This is a genomic window from Janthinobacterium sp. GW821-FHT03C08, assembly GCF_059420905.1.
Genome location: NZ_JBWKUP010000002.1, coordinates 308,489 through 332,003, shown reverse-complemented (window position 1 = coordinate 332,003; position 23,515 = coordinate 308,489). Strand labels below are relative to the sequence as shown.

At 60.3% G+C, this 23,515-nt stretch carries 17 protein-coding genes; 10 read left to right on the top strand and 7 right to left on the bottom strand.

What is annotated here, in order from left to right; genetic code table 11:
* The first annotated feature begins 46 nt into the window (after positions 1-46).
* From rplK to rpoC, 6 genes are all read left to right on the top strand, one after another.
* Positions 47-481, top strand: coding sequence for a 50S ribosomal protein L11 (gene rplK / locus AC07VL_RS03890; RefSeq protein WP_034783246.1), 435 nt, complete (start codon positions 47-49; stop codon positions 479-481).
* Positions 481-1,176 (top strand): 50S ribosomal protein L1, encoded by a 696-nt coding sequence (gene rplA, locus AC07VL_RS03885; protein ID WP_034753134.1) that lies wholly within the window; start codon positions 481-483, stop codon positions 1,174-1,176. The genes rplK and rplA overlap by 1 nt, the downstream gene beginning before the upstream one ends.
* Positions 1,177-1,494: 318 nt before the next feature.
* Positions 1,495-2,034 carry a 50S ribosomal protein L10 gene (rplJ, locus tag AC07VL_RS03880; protein WP_034753621.1) on the top strand — a complete coding sequence of 180 codons (540 nt, stop codon included), beginning with the start codon at positions 1,495-1,497 and terminating at the stop codon, positions 2,032-2,034.
* A gap of 67 nt (positions 2,035-2,101) precedes the next feature.
* A complete protein-coding gene (rplL, locus tag AC07VL_RS03875) occupies positions 2,102-2,473 on the top strand; it encodes a 50S ribosomal protein L7/L12 (RefSeq protein WP_070223390.1) in 372 nt (123 codons plus the stop codon).
* Positions 2,474-2,705: 232 nt separating this feature from the next.
* Positions 2,706-6,812, top strand: a complete 4,107-nt coding sequence (rpoB, locus tag AC07VL_RS03870) for a DNA-directed RNA polymerase subunit beta (protein WP_494804673.1) — start codon at positions 2,706-2,708, stop codon at positions 6,810-6,812.
* A 109-nt stretch (positions 6,813-6,921) separates the two neighbouring features.
* Positions 6,922-11,163: a DNA-directed RNA polymerase subunit beta' gene (rpoC, locus tag AC07VL_RS03865; RefSeq protein ID WP_076565140.1), complete on the top strand. Its 4,242-nt coding sequence runs from the start codon at positions 6,922-6,924 to the stop codon at positions 11,161-11,163.
* A gap of 168 nt (positions 11,164-11,331) precedes the next feature.
* On the opposite strand, the gene AC07VL_RS03860 is transcribed toward rpoC, so the two are convergent.
* Positions 11,332-11,535, bottom strand: a complete 204-nt coding sequence (locus AC07VL_RS03860; protein WP_494804672.1) for a hypothetical protein — start codon at positions 11,533-11,535, stop codon at positions 11,332-11,334.
* A 124-nt stretch (positions 11,536-11,659) separates the two neighbouring features.
* On the opposite strand from AC07VL_RS03860, the gene AC07VL_RS03855 reads away from it, so the two are divergent.
* Positions 11,660-12,289, top strand: a complete 630-nt coding sequence (locus tag AC07VL_RS03855; protein ID WP_494804671.1) for an ArsR family transcriptional regulator — start codon at positions 11,660-11,662, stop codon at positions 12,287-12,289.
* An 83-nt stretch (positions 12,290-12,372) separates the two neighbouring features.
* Positions 12,373-13,212 carry an HDOD domain-containing protein gene (locus AC07VL_RS03850; protein WP_494804767.1) on the top strand — a complete coding sequence of 280 codons (840 nt, stop codon included), beginning with the start codon at positions 12,373-12,375 and terminating at the stop codon, positions 13,210-13,212.
* A gap of 72 nt (positions 13,213-13,284) precedes the next feature.
* Here the strand turns inward: AC07VL_RS03850 and AC07VL_RS03845 are convergent, their stop codons facing one another.
* The 4 genes from AC07VL_RS03845 to AC07VL_RS03830 form a co-directional block, all read right to left on the bottom strand.
* On the bottom strand, positions 13,285-15,105 hold the full coding sequence (locus tag AC07VL_RS03845; protein WP_494804670.1) for a DUF885 domain-containing protein: 1,821 nt from the start codon (positions 15,103-15,105) through the stop codon (positions 13,285-13,287).
* Between the two features lie 135 nt (positions 15,106-15,240).
* Complete coding sequence (locus AC07VL_RS03840; RefSeq protein ID WP_494804669.1) at positions 15,241-16,338, bottom strand: M48 family metallopeptidase; 1,098 nt, start codon at positions 16,336-16,338, stop codon at positions 15,241-15,243.
* The gene (locus AC07VL_RS03835) at positions 16,335-17,501 is read right to left on the bottom strand and encodes an HPP family protein (protein ID WP_494804668.1); all 1,167 of its coding nucleotides are present in this window, start codon (positions 17,499-17,501) and stop codon (positions 16,335-16,337) included. The genes AC07VL_RS03840 and AC07VL_RS03835 overlap by 4 nt, the downstream gene beginning before the upstream one ends.
* An 85-nt stretch (positions 17,502-17,586) precedes the next feature.
* Positions 17,587-17,883, bottom strand: a complete 297-nt coding sequence (locus AC07VL_RS03830; RefSeq protein ID WP_494804667.1) for a hypothetical protein — start codon at positions 17,881-17,883, stop codon at positions 17,587-17,589.
* A 161-nt stretch (positions 17,884-18,044) separates the two neighbouring features.
* On the opposite strand from AC07VL_RS03830, the gene AC07VL_RS03825 reads away from it, so the two are divergent.
* On the top strand, positions 18,045-18,557 hold the full coding sequence (locus tag AC07VL_RS03825) for a thioredoxin family protein (protein WP_494804666.1): 513 nt from the start codon (positions 18,045-18,047) through the stop codon (positions 18,555-18,557).
* Between the two features lie 16 nt (positions 18,558-18,573).
* On the opposite strand, the gene AC07VL_RS03820 is transcribed toward AC07VL_RS03825, so the two are convergent.
* Together AC07VL_RS03820 and AC07VL_RS03815 are read right to left on the bottom strand one after the other, a co-directional pair.
* Positions 18,574-20,550 carry a methyl-accepting chemotaxis protein gene (locus AC07VL_RS03820; RefSeq protein ID WP_494804665.1) on the bottom strand — a complete coding sequence of 659 codons (1,977 nt, stop codon included), beginning with the start codon at positions 20,548-20,550 and terminating at the stop codon, positions 18,574-18,576.
* A gap of 177 nt (positions 20,551-20,727) precedes the next feature.
* On the bottom strand, positions 20,728-21,225 hold the full coding sequence (locus AC07VL_RS03815; RefSeq protein WP_494804664.1) for an Lrp/AsnC family transcriptional regulator: 498 nt from the start codon (positions 21,223-21,225) through the stop codon (positions 20,728-20,730).
* A gap of 151 nt (positions 21,226-21,376) precedes the next feature.
* Here AC07VL_RS03815 and AC07VL_RS03810 point away from each other — a divergent pair, with 151 nt between their 5' ends.
* Positions 21,377-23,425, top strand: coding sequence for an aminotransferase class V-fold PLP-dependent enzyme (locus tag AC07VL_RS03810; RefSeq protein WP_494804663.1), 2,049 nt, complete (start codon positions 21,377-21,379; stop codon positions 23,423-23,425).
* Positions 23,426-23,515: the final 90 nt, after the last annotated feature.

Sequence of the window (23,515 nt, the reverse complement as noted above, 5' to 3'; positions counted from 1 at the left end):
GTAGGATCGGCGGGGCGCTACTACTCAATCCAAGATAGGAGCCATCATGGCAAAGAAAATCATTGGTTTTATCAAGCTGCAAGTGCCAGCTGGTAAAGCAAACCCATCCCCACCAATCGGTCCAGCTCTGGGTCAACGCGGTCTGAACATCATGGAATTCTGCAAAGCGTTCAACGCGCAGACCCAAGGTATGGAACCAGGCATGCCGATCCCAGTCGTGATCACCGCGTTCGCTGACAAGTCCTTCACCTTCGTGATGAAGACGCCTCCAGCAACCTACCTGATCAAAAAAGCTGCTGCGATCACCAAAGGTTCGCCGAAGCCACATACCGACAAAGTCGGTACGCTGACCCGCGCACAAGCTGAAGAAATCGCTAAATTGAAAACCCCTGATCTGACCGCTGCCGACATGGATGCTGCTGTACGCACCATCGCTGGTTCCGCTCGTTCGATCGGTATCACGGTGGAAGGTGTTGTATAATGGCTAAGTTATCCAAACGTATCAAGGCTTTGAAAGCCAAAGTCGACCGTACCAAAGTGTACGCTTTCGACAACGCTGTCGCTCTGATCAAAGAGTGCGCAACGGCCAAGTTCAATGAATCGATCGACGTATCGGTACAACTGGGTGTTGATCCTAAGAAATCCGACCAAGTGGTGCGCGGCTCCGTCGTGCTGCCAGCTGGTACCGGCAAAACCGTGCGCGTGGCAGTTTTCGCGTCGGGCGAAAAAGCAGAAGCTGCTAAAGCAGCTGGCGCCGACATCGTTGGTATGGAAGACCTGGCTGAGCAGATCAAAGCCGGCGACATGCCTTTCGATATCGTGATCGCTTCGCCAGATACCATGCGTATCGTTGGTACCCTGGGTCAGATCCTGGGCCCACGCGGCATGATGCCTAACCCGAAAGTTGGCACTGTTACTCCTGACGTCGCTACCGCCGTGAAAAACGCGAAAGCCGGTCAAGTTCAGTACCGTACCGACAAATCCGGTATCATCCACGCTACCATCGGCCGTAAATCGTTCGCTGACGCAGATCTGAAATCGAATCTGGTCGCACTGATCGACGCCCTGAACAAAGCCAAGCCAGCATCGAGCAAAGGCGTGTACCTGCGCAAAGTTTCGCTGTCGTCGACCATGGGCGCTGGCGTCCGTGTTGACCAGGCTAGCCTGGCAGCTTAAGTAAAGAATCAAGTCCCGCGCGCCTTCGGGCGCTGCGGGCGCATCTTTGGGCTGTTTGCCCGGTGTTCGCACCAGGCAGGCAGACAATCAAAGACCGTTGGGCCGACTGCGATCGCACATGCAGAAGGTTAATAGGCTTCCCGGCAACGGGGGGTGCCCAACGCAGATGGTGTACCCGAACAAGTTTTGTAGTCCTCATGCTGCGTGAATCCATCCGCTCAGTTTAGTACTTCTTGACTTCGGACGCCGTGTTCGAACCGATGCAAGGCGCTCAACCACTCGGTTGTGATTGCCGAACATCATTTAAGGAGGTTGACCGTGAGTCTCAATCTGAATGACAAAAAGGCCGTCGTCGCCGAAGTTTCCGCACAAGTAGCAAATGCGCAAACGATCGTCGTGGCCGAATATCGTGGCATCCAGGTTGGTCACTTGACGCAACTGCGTGCTAAAGCGCGTGCCCAAGGCGTGTACCTGCGTGTGTTGAAAAACACTCTGGCTCGTCGCTCCGTTGAAGGTACCGCATTCGCCAGCCTGGCAGATGCCATGACCGGCCCGTTGATCTACTCGATCTCGGCCGATGCCGTTGCAGCAGCTAAAGTCATCGCTGACTTCGCTAAAACCAACGACAAACTGGTCATCAAAGCAGGTAACTACGCAGGCAAGCCGCTGGATACAGCTGCTGTCACCGCGTTGGCGAGCATTCCTAGCCGTGAAGTCCTCATTTCGCAGTTGTTGGGCGTTATGCTGGCTCCGGTTTCGGGCTTTGCACGTGGTCTGGCTGCCCTGGCAGCGAAAAAAGGCGAAGGCGCCGAAGCTCCTGCAGAAGCAGCAGCAGAAGAAGCCCCAGCAGCCGCTTAATTGCGCGCGCTTTTTTCTCTCAGTACCAATCTGATGTAACTAACGTAATAAATTTAGGAGTTTCAAAATGGCAATTAGCAAAGACGATATCCTGGAAGCAGTTAGCGCCATGTCCGTAATGGACCTGAACGACCTGGTTAAAGCATTCGAAGAAAAATTCGGCGTGTCCGCAGCAGCAATGGCTTCGGCCGGTCCTGCAGCAGGCCCAGCAGCAGCTGCTGAAGAGCAAACCGAGTTCAACGTTGTTCTGGACACCTTCGGCGCAAACAAAGTTGGCGTCATTAAAGCAGTTCGCGAAATCACCGGCCTGGGCTTGAAAGAAGCTAAAGACCTGGTCGATGGCGCACCAAAAACTGTGAAAGAAGCAGTGTCGAAAGCTGACGCTGAAGCTGCAGTTAAGAAACTGGTTGAAGCCGGCGCAACCGCTTCGATGAAGTAATATCTGTACTGGCGTCAGTTAGCGCCCGAGTCAAAGTCTGAGGTTTCCCCTCGCAAGGGGGGAAATCCGACTTTGGCTCCTTTGTCGTCTGTATCGTATTTGTAGCAGCAGTTTTGTTCGATTCAAGCCGGAAAGCAGAGCCTTGAGGTTTCGTCTGTGTCACACGCAGCGGTGCAAACGAACACTTGCAAAACCTGAATTTTCTATCCTTTCTGTCACTCACGGAGTGTCCATGCACTACTCATTTACTGAGAAGAAACGCATTCGCAAATCATTCGCGAAGCGCGCCAACGTTCACCACGTTCCGTTCCTGCTGGCGACCCAGCTCGAGTCTTATCATAGCTTCTTGCAAGAGGACATAGCACCGTCCGGCCGCAAGAATGATGGCCTGCAGTCGGCTTTCACCTCGATTTTCCCCATCGTTTCGCACAATGGTTTTGCGCGTCTCGAATTCTTGTCGTACGTTCTGGGCGATCCTGCCTTTGACGTCAAAGAATGTCAACAACGTGGCCTGACGTTCGCGTCGCCGCTGCGGGCGAAAGTGCGTCTGGTGATCCTGGACAAGGAATCGCCAACCAAGCCCGTCGTCAAAGAGATGAAGGAACAGGAAGTCTACATGGGCGAATTGCCGCTCATGACGACCACCGGTTCGTTCGTGATCAACGGCACCGAGCGCGTTATCGTTTCCCAGTTGCACCGTTCGCCTGGCGTGTTCTTCGAGCACGACCGCGGCAAGACCCACTCGTCGGGCAAGCTGCTGTTCTCCGCGCGTATCATTCCTTACCGCGGTTCGTGGCTGGACTTCGAGTTCGACCCGAAAGACATCCTGTTCTTCCGCGTCGACCGCCGCCGCAAGATGCCAGTGACGATCCTGCTCAAAGCCATCGGCATGTCGCATGAGCAAATCCTGGCGAACTTCTTCGTCTTCGACAATTTCAACCTGCGCTCCGAAGGCGCGGAGATGGAATTCGTCGCCGAGCGTCTGCGCGGCGAAGTGGCGCGTTTCGACATCGTCGACAAGTCGGGCAAGACCCTGGTGCTGAAAGACAAGCGTATCAACGCCAAGCACGTGCGTGATATCGAAGCTGCCGGCATCAAGCACATTTCCGTACCGGAAGACTACCTGCTGGGCCGCGTATTGGCGAAGAATATCGTCGATGGCGACACCGGCGAAGTCGTCGCTTCCGCGAACGATGAGCTGACGGAAGACCTGCTGGGCCGCCTGCGCGATGCCAACGTGTCCGAAATCCAGACCTTGTACACCAACGACCTGGACCAGGGCGCCTACATCTCGCAAACCCTGCGTATCGATGACACCGCCGACCAGATGGCCGCGAAAGTGGCGATCTACCGCATGATGCGTCCAGGCGAACCGCCAACGGAAGATTCCGTTGAAGCGCTGTTCAATGGCCTGTTCTACAACTCGGACCGCTACGACCTGTCGGCCGTGGGCCGCATGAAGTTCAACCGCCGCATTGGCCGCGATGAACTGACGGGCGCCATGACGCTGTCGAACGAAGACGTGCTGGCCGTGATCAAGATCCTGGTGGAACTGCGCAATGGCCGCGGCGAAGTCGACGATATCGATCACCTGGGTAACCGTCGCGTACGTTGCGTGGGCGAACTGGCCGAGAATCAATTCCGCGCCGGCCTGGTGCGTGTTGAGCGCGCCGTCAAGGAACGCCTCGGCCAAGCCGAAGCGGACAACCTGATGCCGCACGACCTGATCAACTCGAAGCCGATTTCGGCCGCGATTCGCGAGTTCTTCGGTTCGTCCCAGTTGTCGCAGTTTATGGACCAAACCAATCCTCTGTCGGAAATTACCCACAAGCGCCGCGTATCGGCTCTGGGACCCGGCGGTCTGACACGCGAACGCGCCGGCTTTGAAGTGCGCGACGTGCATCCGACCCACTACGGCCGCGTCTGCCCGATCGAGACACCGGAAGGTCCGAACATTGGTCTGATCAACTCGCTGGCTCTGTATGCCCGCCTGAATGAATACGGCTTCCTGGAAACCCCGTACCGCAAGGTCGAAGGCTCCAAGATTACCGATCAGATCGACTACCTGTCCGCCATCGAAGAAGGCCGCTACATCATCGCTCAGGCGAATGCGACCATCAACGACGCCGGCATGCTGTCCGATGAACTGGTCTCGGCCCGTGAAGCCGGCGAAACCATCCTGGTATCCCCAGAGCGCATCCAGTACATGGACGTGGCGCCGGGCCAGATCGTTTCCGTCGCTGCCTCGCTGATTCCGTTCCTCGAACACGATGATGCGAACCGTGCATTGATGGGCGCCAACATGCAACGCCAGGCCGTGCCTTGCTTGCGTCCGGAAAAAGCGCTGGTCGGTACCGGTATCGAGCGCACCGTTGCGGTCGACTCGGGCACCACCGTGCAAGCGCTGCGTGGCGGTATCGTCGATTACATCGATGCGGGCCGTGTGGTGATTCGCGTCAACGATGACGAAGCGCAAGCTGGTGAAGTGGGCGTCGATATCTACAACCTGATCAAGTACACCCGTTCGAACCAGAACACCAACATCAACCAGCGTCCGATCGTGCAAGTGGGCGACCGTGTTGCCAAGCGCGACGTGATCGCCGACGGCGCATCGACCGACCTGGGTGAACTGGCGCTGGGCCAGAACATGACCGTGGCGTTCATGCCATGGAATGGTCTGAACTTCGAAGATTCGATCCTGATCTCGGAAAACGTCGTCAAGGACGACCGCTACACCTCGATTCACATCGAAGAGTTGTCGGTAGTCGCCCGTGACACGAAACTGGGCGCGGAAGAAATTACGCGCGACATCTCGAACCTGGCGGAAAACCAGCTGGCTCGTCTGGATGAATCCGGTATCGTCTACATCGGCGCGGAAGTGCAAGCCGGCGACACCCTGGTCGGCAAAGTGACGCCAAAAGGCGAAACCCAGCTGACCCCGGAAGAGAAGCTGCTGCGCGCGATTTTCGGCGAAAAAGCTTCGGACGTGAAAGATACGTCGCTGCGCGTGCCTTCGGGCATGATCGGTACCGTGATCGACGTGCAAGTCTTCACCCGTGAAGGCATCGTGCGCGACAAGCGTGCCCAGCAAATTATCGATGACGAACTGAAACGTTTCCGTCTGGACTTGAACGACCAGATGCGTATCGTCGAAGGCGATGCCTTCCAGCGTCTGGAAAAAATGCTAATTGGCAAAGTTGTCAACGGTGGCCCTAAAAAGCTGTCGAAAGGCGCCAAGATCACCAAGGAATATCTGGCCGATCTGGACAAATACCACTGGTTCGACATCCGCCCTGCGGACGACGATGCAGCGGTCGCGCTGGAAGCGATCAAGGAATCGATCAACGAGAAGCGTCACCAGTTCGATCTGGCCTTCGAAGAGAAGCGCAAGAAACTGACGCAAGGCGATGAGCTGCAACCAGGCGTGCAAAAAATGGTCAAGGTGTACCTGGCCGTGAAACGCCGCCTGCAGTCGGGCGACAAGATGGCAGGTCGCCACGGTAACAAGGGTGTGGTTTCCCGTATTGTTCCTGTGGAAGATATGCCATACATGGCCGACGGCACGCCAGCCGACGTTGTGCTGAACCCGCTGGGCGTTCCTTCGCGGATGAACGTTGGTCAGATTCTCGAGACTCACTTGGGCTGGGCTGCCAAGGGTCTGGGTATCCGCATCGGCGAAATGCTGAAGGCGCAAACCAAGGTCGAGCAAGTGCGCAAGTACCTGACGACGATCTACAACGACAACGGCCGTGCCGAAGAGTTGAACGACTTCGACGACGAAGAGATCATGAAGCTGGCGGAAAACCTGAAAAAAGGTGTTCCATTCGCCACGCCAGTGTTCGACGGCGCCAATGAAGAAGAGATCCGCCGCATGCTGGACCTGGCGTATCCGGACGACATCGCCAAGAACCTGGGCATGACCGCATCGAAGAACCAGGTGACCATGTATGACGGTCGCACCGGTGAAGCCTTCGAGCGCAAGGTCACTGTCGGCGTCATGCACATGCTGAAACTGCATCACTTGGTTGATGACAAGATGCATGCGCGTTCGACCGGTCCTTACTCGCTGGTGACGCAACAGCCACTGGGCGGTAAAGCCCAGTTCGGTGGTCAGCGTTTCGGTGAGATGGAAGTCTGGGCACTGGAAGCGTATGGCGCGTCGTATGTCTTGCAAGAGATGTTGACCGTCAAGTCCGATGACGTGAATGGCCGTACCAAAGTGTACGAGAACCTCGTCAAGGGCGACCACGTGATCGACGCCGGCATGCCGGAATCGTTCAACGTGCTGGTCAAGGAAATCCGTTCGCTGGGTATCGATATCGACCTCGAACGCAACTAAACGACAGCACCCTGTCATTTGGTTTGGGAAACACAAAGCCCGGCTGGGAAACCATGCCGGGCAATGTAGTCTCAGGAATATAGAAATTTAATCACCTCTGGAGTGATACATGAAAGCACTGCTCGATCTATTCAAGCAAGTACAGACCAACGAGACCTTCGATGCAATCAAGATCGGTCTCGCTTCGCCTGAGAAAATCCGTTCGTGGTCCTACGGCGAAGTCAAAAAGCCGGAAACCATCAACTACCGTACCTTCAAGCCTGAGCGCGATGGCCTGTTCTGCGCCAAGATCTTTGGCCCGATCAAGGATTACGAATGCCTGTGCGGCAAGTACAAGCGCCTGAAACACCGCGGCGTGATCTGCGAAAAGTGCGGCGTCGAAGTCACCTTGGCCAAGGTGCGCCGCGAGCGCATGGGCCACATCGAGCTGGCCTCGCCGACCGCGCACATCTGGTTCCTGAAGTCGCTGCCGTCGCGTCTGGGCATGGTCCTGGACATGACCCTGCGGGACATCGAACGCGTGCTGTACTTTGAAGCATACGTCGTGACCGATCCAGGCATGACCCCGCTGAAGAAGTGCCAGATCATGTCGGAAGACGACTACGCCGCCAAGTACGAAGAGTATGGCGACGACTTCACCGCCTTCATGGGCGCCGAAGGTATCCGTGAACTGCTGCGCTCGATCGACATCCACCGCGATGCCGAAACCCTGCGCGTGGAACTGAAGGAATCGAAATCCGAAGCCAAGATCAAGAAATACGCGAAGCGCCTGAAAGTGCTGGAAGCGTTCCAACGTTCGGGCATCAAGCCTGACTGGATGATCATGGAAGTGCTGCCAGTGCTGCCGCCGGAACTGCGTCCGCTGGTACCGCTGGATGGCGGCCGTTTCGCGACCTCGGATCTGAACGATCTGTATCGCCGCGTCATCAACCGTAACAACCGTCTGAAACGCCTGATGGAGCTGCGCGCTCCAGAGATCATCACGCGCAACGAAAAGCGCATGCTGCAAGAAGCGGTCGATTCGCTGCTGGACAACGGCCGTCGCGGCAAAGCGATGACCGGCGCCAACAAGCGTCCGCTGAAATCGCTGGCAGAGATGATCAAGGGCAAGGGCGGCCGTTTCCGTCAAAACTTGCTGGGCAAACGCGTCGATTACTCCGGTCGTTCGGTCATCGTTGTGGGCCCGCAATTGAAACTGCATCAGTGCGGCTTGCCGAAACTGATGGCGCTGGAACTGTTCAAGCCATTCATTTTCAATAAACTGGAACTGATGGGCCTGGCAACCACGATCAAGGCGGCGAAAAAGCTGGTCGAGATCCAGGAACCGGTCGTGTGGGACATCCTGGAAGACGTGATCCGCGAACATCCGATCATGTTGAACCGCGCACCTACCTTGCACCGTCTGGGTATCCAGGCGTTCGAGCCGGTCCTGATCGAAGGCAAGGCCATCCAGCTGCACCCGCTCGTCTGCGCCGCATTCAACGCCGACTTTGACGGTGACCAGATGGCGGTCCACGTTCCTCTGTCGATCGAAGCGCAGATGGAAGCACGCACCCTGATGCTGGCATCGAACAACATCCTGTTCCCATCGAACGGCGAGCCGTCGATCGTGCCTTCCCAGGATATCGTGCTGGGTCTGTACTACGCGACCCGCGAAGCGATCAATGCGAAGAACGAAGGGATGATGTTCCCTGACGTGTCGGAAGTGATCCGCGCCTACGACAACAAGGAAGTCGAACTGACGACCCGCGTGACCGTGCGTATTACCGAATACCCGAAAAACGCCGAAACGGGCGAATTCGAGAAGACGGTAACGCGCTACGAAACGACGATCGGCCGTGCGATTCTGTCGGAAATTCTGCCGAAAGGCCTGCCTTTCTCGGTGCTGAACCGCGCGCTGAAAAAGAAAGAAATTTCCAAGCTGATCAACACGTCGTTCCGCAAGTGCGGCCTGCGCGCCACCGTGGTGTTCGCAGACAAACTGATGCAATCGGGTTTCCGTCTGGCGACACGCGCCGGTATCTCGATCTGCGTCGACGACATGCTGGTACCGCCTCAAAAAGTGACCCTGATCGCGACGGCCGAATCGGAAGTCAAGCAGATCGAACAGCAATACGCCTCGGGTCTGGTGACCGCCGGCGAGCGTTACAACAAGGTCGTCGATATCTGGGGCAAGACCTCCGATGAAGTCGGCAAGGCCATGATGGACCAGCTGAAAGTCGAAGACGTGGTCCGCCGCGACGGCACCCAGTCGACGCAAGAATCGTTCAACGCCATTTACATGATGGCCGACTCCGGTGCGCGCGGTTCCGCAGCCCAGATTCGCCAGTTGGCCGGTATGCGTGGTCTGATGGCGAAACCGGATGGTTCGATTATCGAAACGCCGATTACCGCGAACTTCCGCGAAGGCCTGAACGTGTTGCAGTACTTCATTTCGACCCACGGCGCTCGTAAAGGTCTGGCCGATACGGCGCTGAAAACGGCTAACTCCGGTTACCTGACGCGTCGTCTGGTCGACGTGACGCAAGATCTGGTGGTCATCGAGGACGATTGCGGCACCATGAACGGTACCGTCATGAAGGCCCTGGTCGAAGGTGGTGAAGTCATCGAACCGTTGCGCGACCGTATCCTCGGCCGCGTGGTGGTGCATGACGTCGTCAATCCTGAAACCCAGGAAACCCTGTATGACGCCGGCACCCTGATGGACGAAGACATGGTCGAAGAGATCGAGCGTCTGTCCATCGATGAAGTCAAGGTCCGTACGCCACTGACTTGCGACACGCGCTTCGGCCTGTGCGCCAAGTGCTATGGCCGCGACCTGGGCCGCGGCATGCTGGTCAACGCCGGCGAAGCCGTCGGTGTGGTGGCAGCGCAGTCGATTGGTGAACCTGGTACCCAGCTGACCATGCGTACCTTCCACATTGGTGGTGCGGCATCGCGTGCGGCAGTGGCATCGTCGGTGGAAGCCAAGTCGAACGGTACCATCCGCTTCACGGCAACCATGCGTTACGTGACGAACGGCAAGGGCGCGCAAATCGTCATTTCCCGTTCCGGCGAAGTGCTGATCACCGACGACCATGGCCGTGAGCGTGAGCGTCATAAAGTACCGTACGGTGCGACCCTGATCGTCAAGGACGGCATGGTCATCAAGGCCGGTACGGCCCTGGCAACGTGGGATCCGCTGACCCGTCCGATCATTACCGAATACGCCGGTCAAGTGCGTTTCGAGAACGTCGAAGAAGGCGTCACCGTGGCCCGTCAGGTCGACGAAGTGACCGGTCTGTCCACCCTGGTGGCAATCGATGCGAAACGTCGTGGTTCCTTGACCAAAACGTTGCGTCCGCAAGTCAAGCTGATCAACGACGCGAACGAAGAAGTCAAGATCGCCGGCACCGAACACTCGGTGGCGATCGGCTTCCAGGTCGGCGCGCTGATCATGGTCAAGGACGGTCAACAGGTATCGGTGGGTGAAGTGCTGGCACGTATCCCGACCGAATCGCAAAAAACGCGCGATATTACCGGTGGTCTGCCACGCGTTGCGGAACTGTTCGAAGCGCGCTCGCCGAAAGATGCCGGTATGCTGGCGGAAGTCACGGGTACGGTTGCGTTTGGTAAAGAAACCAAGGGCAAGCAGCGTCTGGAAATCACGGACATGGACGGCAACAAGCATGAGTTCCTGATTACCAAGGACAAACAAGTGCTGGTGCATGACGGCCAGGTCGTGAACAAGGGCGAGATGATCGTGGACGGCCCGGCCGATCCGCAAGACATCCTGCGCCTGCTGGGTATCGAAGCGCTGGCACGTTACATCGTCGACGAAGTGCAGGACGTGTACCGTCTGCAAGGCGTGAAGATCAATGACAAGCACATCGAAGTGATCGTGCGTCAGATGCTGCGCCGCGTACAGATCGTCAATGCCGGCGACACCAACTACATCGTTGGCGAGCAGGTAGAGCGTTCGGAACTGCTGGACGAGAACGATCGCGTCACGTCGGAGAACAAGATTCCTGCGACCTACGAGAACGTCTTGTTGGGTATTACCAAGGCATCGCTGTCGACCGATTCGTTCATCTCGGCGGCATCGTTCCAGGAAACCACCCGCGTGCTGACCGAAGCGGCGATCATGGGCAAGCGCGATGGTCTGCGCGGCCTGAAAGAGAACGTCATCGTCGGCCGCCTGATTCCTGGCGGTACGGGCCTGGCCTTCCACCGCGCACGCAAAGAGAAGGAAGCGTGGGAAGTGGAAGAGCGTCAAGCACTGCTGCTGGCCGAGAAAGCCTCGCTGGCTGGCGAAGCTGCCGAAGCCCTGCAGGATATCGAGATCCAGCAACACCACGGCGACGAAGCGTAATTTACGCTGCTAGCTGACAAGAACGGCACCTTCGGGTGCCGTTTTTTTATGCCCGCCTTTTTAATGAAGACATTATATTTATCCCTTGGAGCAGCCAATAAAAGGGGCTGCCAGATGCGTAATGCCATTGTTTGAACAGAGCGCTGGAATTGTGGATGAGTTATTGGTTTATATGGCTTTCTTTTTTGATTTTCTAGACGCCAATAAAATATTTGAATAAGCAATAAAGAAAACATTTTTTTGCCGGATCGGGATGCTTGAAATAAGGAGAGCGAATGCAGCATGCAGCTTCAGCACCAGTGTGGTGAAGGACGACCGGTGCGGCGAGCGTGGAGGCAGACGCTTGCCGCCATGCTGCCCGGTGCCGGACATGCCCATCGGCCTGCGGAGGCCTGTTCGTCATGGACAGCTGATGACTATTTCTTGATGTTGCACCCTGCGCCGCTATTGTCCATGCTGTGCCAGTTTCCAGTTTATTCATGCTAAGATTTGGCGCATGATTGCCCAAGCCCTGTTCACCCCTGCCCAGCAAAAATTGCTGGGATTGCTCTTTGTCCGCGTGAATGAAGGCTTTCATTTGAATGAAATCATGCGCCTGACGGGCCTGGGCAGCGCTTCGGCGCAGCGGGAACTGCGCCGGCTGCATGAGTCCGGGCTGATCACATCCGAACGCATCGGCAATGTGCGGCGTTTCTGGCCCAACAAGGAGAGCCTGGTCTATCCGGAGTTGAGTGGCCTGGTGCAAAAGACCTTCGGTCTTGTCGGCGTGCTCAGCAGCACCCTGGCTCCTCTGCGCGCGCAATGGCAGCTGGCATTCGTGTATGGCGCCACGGCAAAGGGCCAGGATGTGCCGGGCAGCCCCATCGACCTGCTGCTGGTGGCCGCAGAGGCCAATTATGGCGATTTGTTGACGGAACTTGCCCCGGCTGAACGAACCTTGCGGCGTAAAATCAATCCCAACTTATATACGCTGGCGGATTATCGGCGGCGGCTGCGCGAAGGCCAGCCATTTCTGCTGCAGGTATTACAGCAGCCCAAGCTGTTTGTCATCGGCGATGAATGGACGCTGCAGGCGCTGGCAATGCCGGATAATCTGGTTCAGTCCGATGGCATGCCATCTGTTTGATAAAGGCCGGGGCTGGCAATGAATTTCTGCTATAAACAGAGTATTGATTTACAGAATAATTCCTGAGACGGACTGATCGTATGATGAATAAATTACAGGCGTTTGGTTTGATTGTTTCCCAGGCCGTGCGGGGAGAATTGACGTTCCCCACCAGCGTGAATTCCGCTTTGCAATTGCAATTGGCCCTGGCTGAGTCGGATTGTCATATCGACCATGCCATCAAGCTGGTCCTGGCCGAACCGCTGCTGGCAGCGCGGACGGTGGCGTTGGCCAATTCGGCCGTCTACAGCCGCGGCGAAGCGGCGCCCGTCACCAGCGTGCGCGCCGCCGTTATGCGCATGGGCTACCGCAACCTGTATGCGCTGGTGGCGGCCATGGTGGTGCGGCAGTTCGGCAGCAAGATCATCGACCCTGCCTTGCGCCAGAAAGCGACCCAGCTGTGGGAGCACACGGCGCACGTGGCGGCGCTGGCGCACGTGATTGCGCGCCGCGTCACCCATGTCGATCCCGATACGGCGCTATTTGCCGGCATCGTGCATGAGGTGGGCGGCTTTTACCTGCTGTCGCGGGCCGACGAGTTTCCCGGCTTGCTCGATGACGATACGGATCACTGGATGGAATCGGCGGAAGAAATCATTTCCCGCGAAGTCATGAAGAAGCTGCTGATCCCGTTGGCCGTCAGCGACGCCATCGAAGGCTTGCGCGATGGACTGCTGTCGATCCCGCCTGACTCCCTGCTCGATACCTTATTATTGGCCAAGCAACTTTCTCCCGTGCCCTCGCCGCTGCAGGCCACCTTCGTGGAAATGCTCACGCCCTCCGACTCCGTCATCGATTTCATTATCGACAACGAAACCCTGCAAAGCATCTTGGCCGAATCGGCCGAGGAAGTGCGCTCGATGAGCGCCGCGCTGCTGGTGTAGCTGCCGGCGACAGGCGAAAAAAAAACGGCAGCCCCGTCAAGGTGCTGCCGTTTTGCCGTCAGGCGATGCGTTTTACTTCTGCTGCGCGATCCATCGGTCGACCTTGGCTTCCAGCAGTTTCAGGGGCAGGGTACCGTCGCTGAGTACCACTTCGTGGAACTTCGGCAGGCTGAACTTGTCGCCCAAGGCTTGTTGCGCCCGCTGGCGCAGTTCAACGATCTTCAGCGCGCCGATCTTGTAGCCCAGCGCCTGGCCTGGCCAGGCCATGTAGCGCTCCGTTTCGCTTTTTGCCACGGCGTCGTAGCCGAGGGTGTCGCGCATGTATTTGATCGTCTGTTCGCGCGTCCAGCCCTTGGTATGCAGGCCGGTGTCGACCACCAGGCGCACGGCGCGCAACATCTCGTCGTTCAAGTGGCCGAAATACTGGGCCGGATCGTCGAACAGGCCCATTTCCTTGCCCAGCGTTTCTGCATACAGGGCCCAGCCTTCCGTGAAGGCATTGTTGCCGCCGAAGCGGCGGAAATTCGGCAAGTCCATTTCCTGCACCAGCGCCAGGTGGAAATGGTGGCCCGGCTTGCCTTCGTGCAGGAACAGGGTGGTCATGCCCGTGTCGCCGTACAGTTTCGGATCGGTGACGACGGACCAGAACACGCCCGGACGCGAACCGTCGGCGGCCGGGGCCGTGTAGTGGTCGGCGGCCGTGTCGCGGCTCAGTTCAGGTTCCAGGCGCAAGTCCAGCGGCGCTTTCGGCACGAGGGTGAACAGGGCCGGCAACTTGCTGTCGAGCAGCACGTTCAGCTTGCGATACACGTCCAGCACTTCCTGTTCCGTCTTGAACGGGCGGTATTTCGCCTGCTCCGAGACCCACACGGGCAAGCCGGCGGCGGGGCCGTTGTAGCCCATCTTCGGCCCGACGATGGCGTATTGCTCCTGGATGCGCGCCACTTCGCGCAAGCCGATGGCGTGGATCTGTTCCGGCCGCATGTCCGTCGTGGTGCTGCTGGCCACGCGCGCCTGGTACCAGGCGGCACCATCGGGCAGGGCGCTCCAGCCGCTGCTGCTGCGGCCCGCCGGCAGGTAATCCTGCTCCATGAAGGTGGCCAGGCGCTGCAGGGCCGGCATCAGCTTGGCCTGGATGATGACGGTGTACGTTTGCGTCAGGCGGGCCTTGTCCGTATCCGAAAAGCCGGCCGGCAAGTTCTTGATGGGGGTGTAGTAGACACTTTCCTGCGGCGTGGCACTGACGAGCTTCTTGAATTGCGGCAGTGCCGATTCCGTCAGCGCCTTCGGCAGCACGATGCCTTTTTGCATGCCGACCTTCATGTTGGCGATGGCTTGATCTATCCAGTCCGGCAACTGGCCGATACGGCTCAGGTAAGCGTCATACTCCTTGACCGTGGTCAGCGGCTGCGATGCCTCACCGCCCGCATAATTGGCCAGGGTGACGGGCATGCTATCCATCTGGTTCAGGGGCAGCAGGTATTCGGGGAAGCGTTCGAAGCTCAGCGCCGTGGCCAGTTCATAGTCGAGGATGTCGTAATTGATCTGGTCTTGCTGGGCCAGCTGCGCGCGCGGGATGGCGCGCAGGGTTTTCTGGTACTGACGGTACAGGGCAAATTGCTTCGCGCGCGCGGCGGGGACGATGGTCGAGCCGAGCTGGTCGTCAAAACGGTTGTCGCCGCTCTCCGTGGCACTGATCGGATCGAAGCGGGCCGATGCATCGTAATACTGGTCGGCCAGCACTTGCAGCTGCTGCTTGGCCTTGGGGGCGCTGACCGCAGGCGCGACGGCTGCCTTGGCAGCGGGCTGGACTGCTTGCGCCATGGGTGCATGGGCAAGTAACAGGGAAACGGCCAGGGTGCCGAGGGTGCCGGCGGCAAAACGATGCTTCATGCGCGATGTCCTTTGTAAGGAGGAGAATGAACGGAGGCGTAGCGGGTCGGGATGGCCGGTCGCGAAGGAGCAGCCGGGGCGTAAGCATACGCCATTGCCCAGCGCGTTTGGATAAATTGTGAGAGAGGAATGTTGCTATTTTGCCGTAGGCGGCAGGGCCGCCTTCATCGCCTGCCAGTGCTGGCTGGCCAACGGGACGCAGGCGGTGCAGGGCGTGGCGGCGATCCGCGTGCGAATCTGCAGGGCGCGCTCTGCCGTTTGCGGGTGCGACGAGATCCAGCCCGGCATGCTGGCCTTGTCCTCGTCACCGAGTTTCTGGAAGAAAGTCAGCATGCCGTCGGGACGGATGCGCGCGCGCTGCAAGGCGAGCAAACCCAGCCGGTCTGCCTCTTCCTCCATGTCGCGGCTGAAATACAGGGTGCCCGCCTGGTGCGCCAGCATGGCGGCCACGGCACTGATGTCGCCGATGGTCACGCCCACCAGCGCGCCCCAGCCCAGGCTGCTGATCATTTGCCGTAGCGAATGACGCTGTTCCACGTGCTGGACTTCATGCGCCAGGACGCCGGCCAATTCTCCCGGGTCGGCCGCCTGGCGCAGCAAGCCCGTATGCACGACGATGATGCCACCGGGCATGGCAAAGGCGTTGACGCTGTCATCGTTCTTGACCAGCCAGCGGTAGGTGTAGCGCGAACGGGCCGTCAGTTTCTGGCCGATGTCCTGCACCGCCTGCTGTGCCGCGCCGCTGTCGCTGAGGCCGCCCTGCGCGCGTACTTGCGACAGGGCCAGTTCGCCCAGCTGCTGTTCCGTCGACAGGGGAATCAGGTGCGCCAGCGCGCCGACGGCGTTGCCGCCCTGCCACCACAGCAAGGCGGCAGCTGCGACGGCCGCGCCCGTCAAACCGGCCAGCCAGGCCGACACCTGCCGCCGGTTGCGCCGGCGTTCGCCCCACAGGCGCTGCAGTTGCGGTTGCAGCGCGGGCGGTGCTTCGCGCAGGACGATGGCGATGGCGTCCATCCCCAGCGGCTTGAGTGACGCTTGCCGGCCTTGCCCGTCGAGCCAGTTCAGAAACAGTTCCGGTCCGTCGACGCCGCCCACGCTGACGACCAGCTGCGCCACATCGACGGAGAAACGGGGCGTATCAATGAGCAGCTGGGCGCCGAAGAAGTGTGCGCTGACGGGCGTGCCGGACGGCCCGCCATCGGCGCCGGACAGCAGCGCCGGGAACGGTGTCATGCGGCCGCCTCGGCAAAGCGGCTTTCATATAACGCGGCCATCAGGTCGGACTGGCTGATGATGCCGGCCAGCCGTTCGTCATCGTCAAGGATGGGAATATGGTGGTAGCCGGCATCGGCCATCAGGGGCAGCAGGTCGATGATGGGCGTGCCCAGGCGGGCCGTGTGCGGCGATGGCGTCATCAGCTGGCCCACCACTTCCGGCTTGTCGCTGTGGGACAGGCCGCTGCGCTGCAGCAGGCTGCGCAGGCGCTGGCGCATGCCCTCGTAATCGTCGAGGCCGCCATGGCGCAAAAAATCCGTCTGCGTGATGATGCCGATGACCCTGTTCGCCCGGTTGACGACGGGCAGGGCGCCCACGTCGTGCTCGCGCATGGTACGCCAGGCAATATCCAATGGCGTGCCGAATTCCATGCTGAGCACGTCTTTCGACATGATGTCGGCGCAGGTAATGACGCCGAAGCGGCGCTGGTAAGCGCGCATTTCCGTTTGCAGGAAGATGGCTTGCAGATCATCGCGGCTGATGTCGAGCACTTCGCCGTGCTGGCGCAGCACGGCGTCGAGGTCATCCGGCGAAAAGCCCAGGCGCGTGCTAGGAGTCGCGTCCCTGGTGGCGTGCGGATGGGGCGTGGCCAGTTGCTGGGTATGCGGGTAGCGGCGTCCCGTCAGGTTGTTGTACAGCACGGCGCAGGCGACCAGCACGGCCGAATTGAACAGCACAGTGATGAAGACGAATTCAAAGCCGGCCGCATGCACGCTGGCGCCGCCGACGACGGTGGTGAGCGCGACGGCCCCGCCCGGCGGATGCAAACAGCGCAGGGCAAACATGGCGCCGATGGCCAGGCAGGCGGCCAGTGCCGCCACGCCCACGCCAGATCCGAACCATTTGACGCAGGCCATGCCGACCAGGCCGGAGACGACGTTGCCGCCCACCACGGACCACGGTTGCGCCAGCGGGCTGGCCGGCAGGCAGAACAGCAGCACGGCCGAGGCGCCCATGGGCGCGATCAGGTAGACGCTGGCGCTGTCCGGGGCCAGCAGGAAATGGCAGATCAGGCCCGTCAGCAGCAGGCCGCAGATGGCGCCCGCGCAGGCGCGCAATTGTTCGCGGCGGCTGCCGTTGTTCGGTTGTGGCAGCCAGCGTGCCAGGAAAGAAGTCGTCATGGGGAGGGCGCGTTCGGGTCGCGTTGCTCAGTGTCAGTGTGAGCCCGATATTATCCCATGCGTTCCATTTCGCTGCCTGTGGGCATTAATCCTCGGCGCACACCGCTTGCAAGCCATGCCGCCCCAGCAGCGCCCTGGCGGCCGCGATGGAGGACGGCGCCGGCTCGCTGCTGGTGCAGGCATAGATGTCATTGAGGACTATCGCCGCATCTTTGCCCGTGACGGCGGCCATCAGCTCGGCCAGGTTGCGGTCGGAAAAGTGTTCATATAGCAGGGCCAGCGCGGCGCAATACGCCGTATCGGACATGCCGCCGGGATAGGCGCTGCGCAACATGCGCGCGGCGCCGGACAGCGTTGGGGGCAGGGTATCTGGCATGCTCAAGCGGCTTCTCCTGGGTGGCGCTCTGATACGTGCTTATATGTTTTCCGCATAAGCACAGTGCAATTAAATGGTGGATATTTCCTACAAGCAGGCATATTCTAGACAATCACGCCCGCTGGCAACTGTTCAGCTGGCTTCACGATTTCTCTCAGGAGCCCCGCATGCGCCTTTCCCGTTTCGTCTCCTCTTTCTTTGCCAGCTTGCTGCTTGCCGGTACCGCTATTGCCGCCGCCCCCACACCGGCCAACCCGGTCGCCACGCCGCATCTGCCGTACAACGCGGCGGCTGACGCCAAGGCCGACGTGGCCCGCGCGCTGGCCGAGGCCAAGGTGGCGCACGTGCCTGTCTTGCTGATCTTTGGCGCCAACTGGTGCGAGGATTGCCGCGCGCTCGACAAGGCCTTGAAGGAAGGCAAGAATGCCGAGCTGATGCAACAGCAGTTCAAGGTCGTCAAGGTCGACGTGGGTAACTTCGACCATAATCTGGACGTAGCGCAAGCCTATGGCAATCCGCTCAAGAAAGGCATTCCGGCTGCCGTGCTGGTCTCGAGCGACAACAACCAGGTGCTGTACGCCACCAAGGGCGGCGAACTGGCGAATGCCCGCCGCATGAGCGAGAGCGGCATCTATGATTTCTTCAAGCAGGCGGCCAGCGTGAAAGCGCCGGCGATTTAAGCGTTTTCAAACTTCCTTAAAACTCTTCCCACGCATCGCTGGCCGGCGCTTTCGGGCGCGCTGGCGTGGGCAGCATGGGCTTGTGTGCTGGCTGCCGAGGCTGCTGCGGCGCCACATGTCCCGTTTCTTCCAGCTTGAAGACGCTGACCACCTGCGCCAGCCGGCCCGCCTGATCCTGCAGGGACTGGGCTGCCGCCGCCGCTTCTTCCACGAGGGCCGCGTTTTGCTGGGTGGCGTCATCCATCTGCGTGACGGTCGCATTGACTTGCGCGATGCCCTGGCTTTGCTCCTGGCTGGCCGAAGCGATCTCTCCCATCAGGTCGGCCACCCTCTGCACGGAGACGACGATGTCTTGCATGGTGGCGCCGGCCGAGTCGACCAGCTTGCTGCCCGCTTCCACCTTGCTGCCCGAGTCGACGATCAAGTCCTTGATTTCCCTGGCTGCCGCCGCTGAGCGTTGCGCCAGGTTGCGCACTTCCGTGGCCACCACGGCAAAACCGCGGCCCTGTTCGCCCGCACGGGCTGCCTCGACCGCCGCGTTCAGGGCGAGGATATTGGTTTGAAAGGCAATGCCGTCGATCACGCCGATAATGTCGGCGATCTTGCGCGAACTTTCCGTAATCGCCCCCATCGTCTGCACCACCTGGCCTACCACCTCGCCGCCCTTGACGGCGTGGCTCGAGGCCGATACCACCAGCTGATTCGCCTGGCGTGCGTTATCCGCATTCTGTTTCACGGTCGATGTCAGCTCTTCCATGGCGGCAGCCGTTTCTTCCAGGCTCGATGCCTGGGCTTCCGTGCGTGCCGACAGGTCCAGGTTGCCCGAGGCGATCTGGCTCGATGCACTCGCAATGGCCCCGGTACTGTCGCGAACTTCGCGTATCGTCACGTTCAGCGAGGCGACGAAGCGGTTGAAGGCGGCGGCCAGCGCACCGACCTCGTCTTCCGACTCGACGGGCATGCGGCGGCTCAGGTCGCCGTTGCCGCTGGCGATCTCGCCGAGCATATCGGCCGCCCGCGCGACGGGCGCGGCGATGGCGCGGCTGATGACGTAAATGACGCACAGGGCGATGCCGCCGCCAACGAGGCCGGCGATCAATGCGGCGATCAGGGCCGAGCGCGTGACATTACCCAGCACTTCCGTCTCCGGCACTTCCGCCATCACATACAGATTCAGTTCCGGCACGAAGGAGGCGGCGACGAACTGGCGTCCCGCCGGTGCGTCGTAGATGGCGTACGCATATTTGTTGCCCGTCAGCAGGCTCTTGCTCAGGCTATCGCTAAAGCCTGGCAGATCCTTCAGTGCATGCTTGCCATCGGCCAGGGCCGTGTCGCGGTGCACCAGCACGACGCCGTTGGCGCGTACGAGGTAGACATGGCCCGTCTGGCCGATCTTGTAGCTGCGGATGGTGTCGGCCAGTGCATTGATGGACAGGCCCAGGCCGGCGGCGATCTGCCTGCCGCCCGCCGTCTGGCCGCGCGCATTCAGATACAGCATGAGGTCGCTTGAGTTTTCTGCCTTGTCGATGTCGAGCGTGTACGCCTTGTCGCTGGCCAGCAAGCGATAAAACCATTGGTCAGCCGCCTGGTTCTTGTCCAAGGTGCGCAGCAAGCCATCGGCGGTGAAATACTTGCCCGTGCTGGCGGAAGCCCAGTTGATCGAGGCCGCCTTGTTCTTGTCCTTGACGACGGTGGCGTAGCGCTGGAAGGTGGCGATGCCGCTGTCGGGCAGGCCCGCGTCTTCCCAGTCTTGCAGGTAGACATCGTTGGCCATGGTTTGCACCACGGACAGGGGCTGGCTGATCTGGCGCAGCACGTCGTTGCGGATCTCGCCCACCTGCGCCGGCAATTCCTGGCCGACGACGCGCTCGCGCACGTAATCGCTGCTCATGCGCACGCTGAGGAACGAGGAAATCGCCATGAAGAGCAGCAGGCACAGGCCCATGCTGAACAGCAGTTTTTTCTGGATGGAGAGGCGGCGGAGCAATGACATGGAGAACCTTGGACTAAGGTCTGCGCGGCGGGCAGACAAGGCGCCAGTATACCGGCAGTGCTTCCTGCCATGCCCTTGCGTCGATACCTTTCGTTAATTTATGTTGCATTGCAGCAACGTAAAAAACGGGCAAGCATGTGAATTTTTCATGCATGAATGGCGATGCCTGAAAATGCGTCAGACAGGCAAGCCGTGGGCGATCAATTCCAGCGGCAATTCCGTGCTGCACTTGATTTGTTCCATGGAAAAGGCGGATGAGACGCCCGTCAGCTGCACCGCCTTGATGAGTTTTTTATAGAAGGTGTCGTAGCCCTTGATGTCGGTGGTGACGACTTTCAGCAGGTAGTCGATGTCGCCGCTCATGCGGTGAAATTCCTGCACTTCGGGCAGGACGATGACGGCGGCGGCAAAGCGGCGCAGCCATTTCTCGTCGTGTTGCCCGGTGCGCACGCTGACGAACACGGTCACGGGCAAGCCCACCTTTTGCCGGTTGACGATGGCCACGCGGCTCTCGATATAGCCCTCTTCCTCCAGCCGCTTGACCCGCTTCCAGCAGGGCGTGCTGGACAAGCCGATTTTTTCGCTCAGGGCGGCGATCGACAAGGTGCCGTCCTGCTGCAGGGCGGCCAGGATGGCGCAATCGAACTTGTCGAGTGTCACGGTAGGTGAATTCATTTTATGATTATCAATTGGGTAGCATGAATATGCTGCATATTACCTGTTTTGCAGTGTCTTTTGGCATATCTTCACGGGGGCGTGCCGGTAGACTGTCCATACGTTCCAGCCGTTATCGCTGCCCCTTTTATAGAATCTCCAGACTGCCATCATGAAAGAAATCTACCTCGACAGCAATGCCACCACCTGCGTGCTGCCCGCCGCCGTTGCCGCCGCCCGGCAGGCGATGGAGCAGGGCTTCGGCAACCCCAGCAGCACCCATGCGACGGGCTTGCAGGCCAAGGCCATGATGGATGGCGTGCGCCAGCGGGCACGCCGCCTGCTGGGAGCGGGCGAGGGAAGGCTGATGTTCAACAGCGGCGCCACCGAAGGCATCCAGACGGCCGTCTTGTCGGCCCTGTGCGCGCTGCGCGAACGGCGCGATGCGGGCCAGCGCATCGGCAGCCTGCTGCTGTACGGCGCGACCGAACACAAGGCCGTGCCGGAGAGCCTGGCGCACTGGAACCGTCTGCTGGGCCTGAACCTGGAAGTGCGCAAGCTGCCCGTCGATGCGCAGGGGCGCCATGACTTGCAGGCGCTCGCTGCGCTGATCGGCGACGCCGCCATGCTGTGCACGATGGCGGCGAATAATGAAACGGGCGTCGTCAGCGATTTGTCCGCCATCGCGCAACTGCTGCAGGAACGGGGCGCGGACGCCTACTGGATGGTCGATTGCGTGCAGGCGCTGGGCAAGCTGAAACTGAACCTGGCCGCCACGCGCATCGACTACGCGCCGTTTTCTGGTCACAAGCTGTATGCCCCGAAAGGTATCGGCATGCTGTACGTGCGCGCCGGCGCGCCATTCACGCCCTTGATGATGGGCGGCGGCCAGGAAGCGGGGTTGCGCTCGGGGACGGAAAACATGGCAGGCATCGCGGCCCTGGGCGCCGTGCTGGCCGCGCTGGAAGACGGGACGACCTTTCGCAGCCACGCCGAGCTGAGCGTTTTCCGCGAGCGCCTGATGGCCAGCCTGGAACAGGCGTTCCCCGGCATCGTCTTCAACATGCCGGGCGACTTGTCGCTGCCGACGACGCTCAATTTTTCCGTGCCGGGCCTGTCTTCGAAAGAGCTGCTGGACCTGTTCGACGCGGCGCGCGTGCGCGTCAGCTCGGGCAGCGCCTGCTCCGCCGCCAAGGCCCTGCCCAGCTATGTGCTCGAAGCCATGCACGTGCCGCAGTGGCGCGCCAGTTCCGCCATCCGCCTGTCGTTCGGCCCCCTGATCGACGCGGCGACCGTCGCCGCCGCCTGCGCGCGCATCGAGCGCTGTGGCGCAGCGCTGCGCAGCAGTTGCCTGTTGCCGTCGGCGCTGGCGCCGTCGCCGCAGGACGGCGCGCAGGACGGCATAATTCAGCTGAGCGTCGATGGCCAGTGCACCTGGCTGCTCAGCGACGCTGCCAGCGCCAGTTGCGTCGTCATCGATCCCGCCGCCGCACTGGTGCCGCGCCTGGCCGCTTTCATCCGTTGCCAGCAGCTGGCCTTGCGCGCCATCGTGCACACGGCGCCGCCTGTTGATCACGGCGTGGCGCGCCTGGCGCTGCTGCAGGCGCTGGATATGGAACAAGTGGGCCACCTTGATATCGACGGCGAGCTGGCCCTGGGCCACCAGCGCCTGCGCCGGATCGAGTGCGGCGACAGCCAGGACACGCATGTGTATCTGCTGGAGCAGCGCTTTGCCTTCATCGGTGCCTTGACGCCGCAGGCCATCGCATCCTTGCGGGTTGCCGGACTCGTGACGGCAGACACGGTGCTGTGCGCGTCAGGCGACGACAGCAGCATCTGCAGCACCGTGCGCGCGTTGCAGGGGGAGGTGCTTGCCGGCGCCGAACTGCAGCTGGACGCAGCCAGCCTGCCGGCTTTCCTGCGCCAGCATCCGGAGGCCATCCTCGTCGACGTGCGCGAGGCGTATGAACACGCGGCCTGCACGGGACAGGTGTTCGAGGGCTGCGAAGTGCGCAGCGTGCCGCTGAGCCGCCTGGCAGGGCAGGTCGACGCATGGCTGCGGCAGCCACAGCGCCCGCTGGTCTTTTTCTGTCGCAGCGGCAACCGCAGCGCGCGCGCCGCTGCCTGCCTGCGCCGTCTGGGCCATGCCGCCGCCTGGCAGCTCAACGGCGGCATGGCGATGGCGGAAGCCACGCACCATCCGCTGGCCATCGCGGCCTGAAGTTGTCCTTTTGAAATCTGGCGCCGCGTCCTGGCACGCGCGGTGCCGCCCTTTGCCTGTCTCTGTTCATTTCCTATCAGCATCTTTCTC